Origin of the sequence: Endozoicomonas atrinae, assembly GCF_001647025.1 — a bacterium.
Taxonomy (GTDB): domain Bacteria; phylum Pseudomonadota; class Gammaproteobacteria; order Pseudomonadales; family Endozoicomonadaceae; genus Endozoicomonas; species Endozoicomonas atrinae.
This window is the reverse complement of the sequence record NZ_LUKQ02000963.1, coordinates 1-237: the sequence shown is the minus strand read 5'-3', so window position 1 is coordinate 237 and position 237 is coordinate 1. Positions and strand designations below refer to the sequence as shown.

The following is a 237-nucleotide window of genomic DNA, read 5'->3' as shown; positions in this document are numbered from 1 at the left end:
TCTGTCAGCACAGAAAGCCAGAATTTGGCACCTTCTGTTTCGGCAAGCCAAAGACCCAAAAGTTCCTTATGGCCTTCAGTGTTCACGCCAAGAGCAACATACACGGTTTTACGAATAATACCAATCGCATTTTCTAAATCCTTAAGCTGCCGCCAACTATGCTTAGGCATCATTACCATGCATTATCTAGAACAGATGTCTCGTCGACCACAGCTACCCGAAGGTTTTAATGATGTT

General features: G+C 43.9%; 1 pseudogene. It reads right to left on the bottom strand.

From position 1 onward, the window contains the following. A pseudogene (locus AK963_RS31725) lies at positions 1 to 119 on the bottom strand (transposase); the annotation flags it as partial. Between the last annotated feature and the right edge of the window lie 118 nt (positions 120 to 237).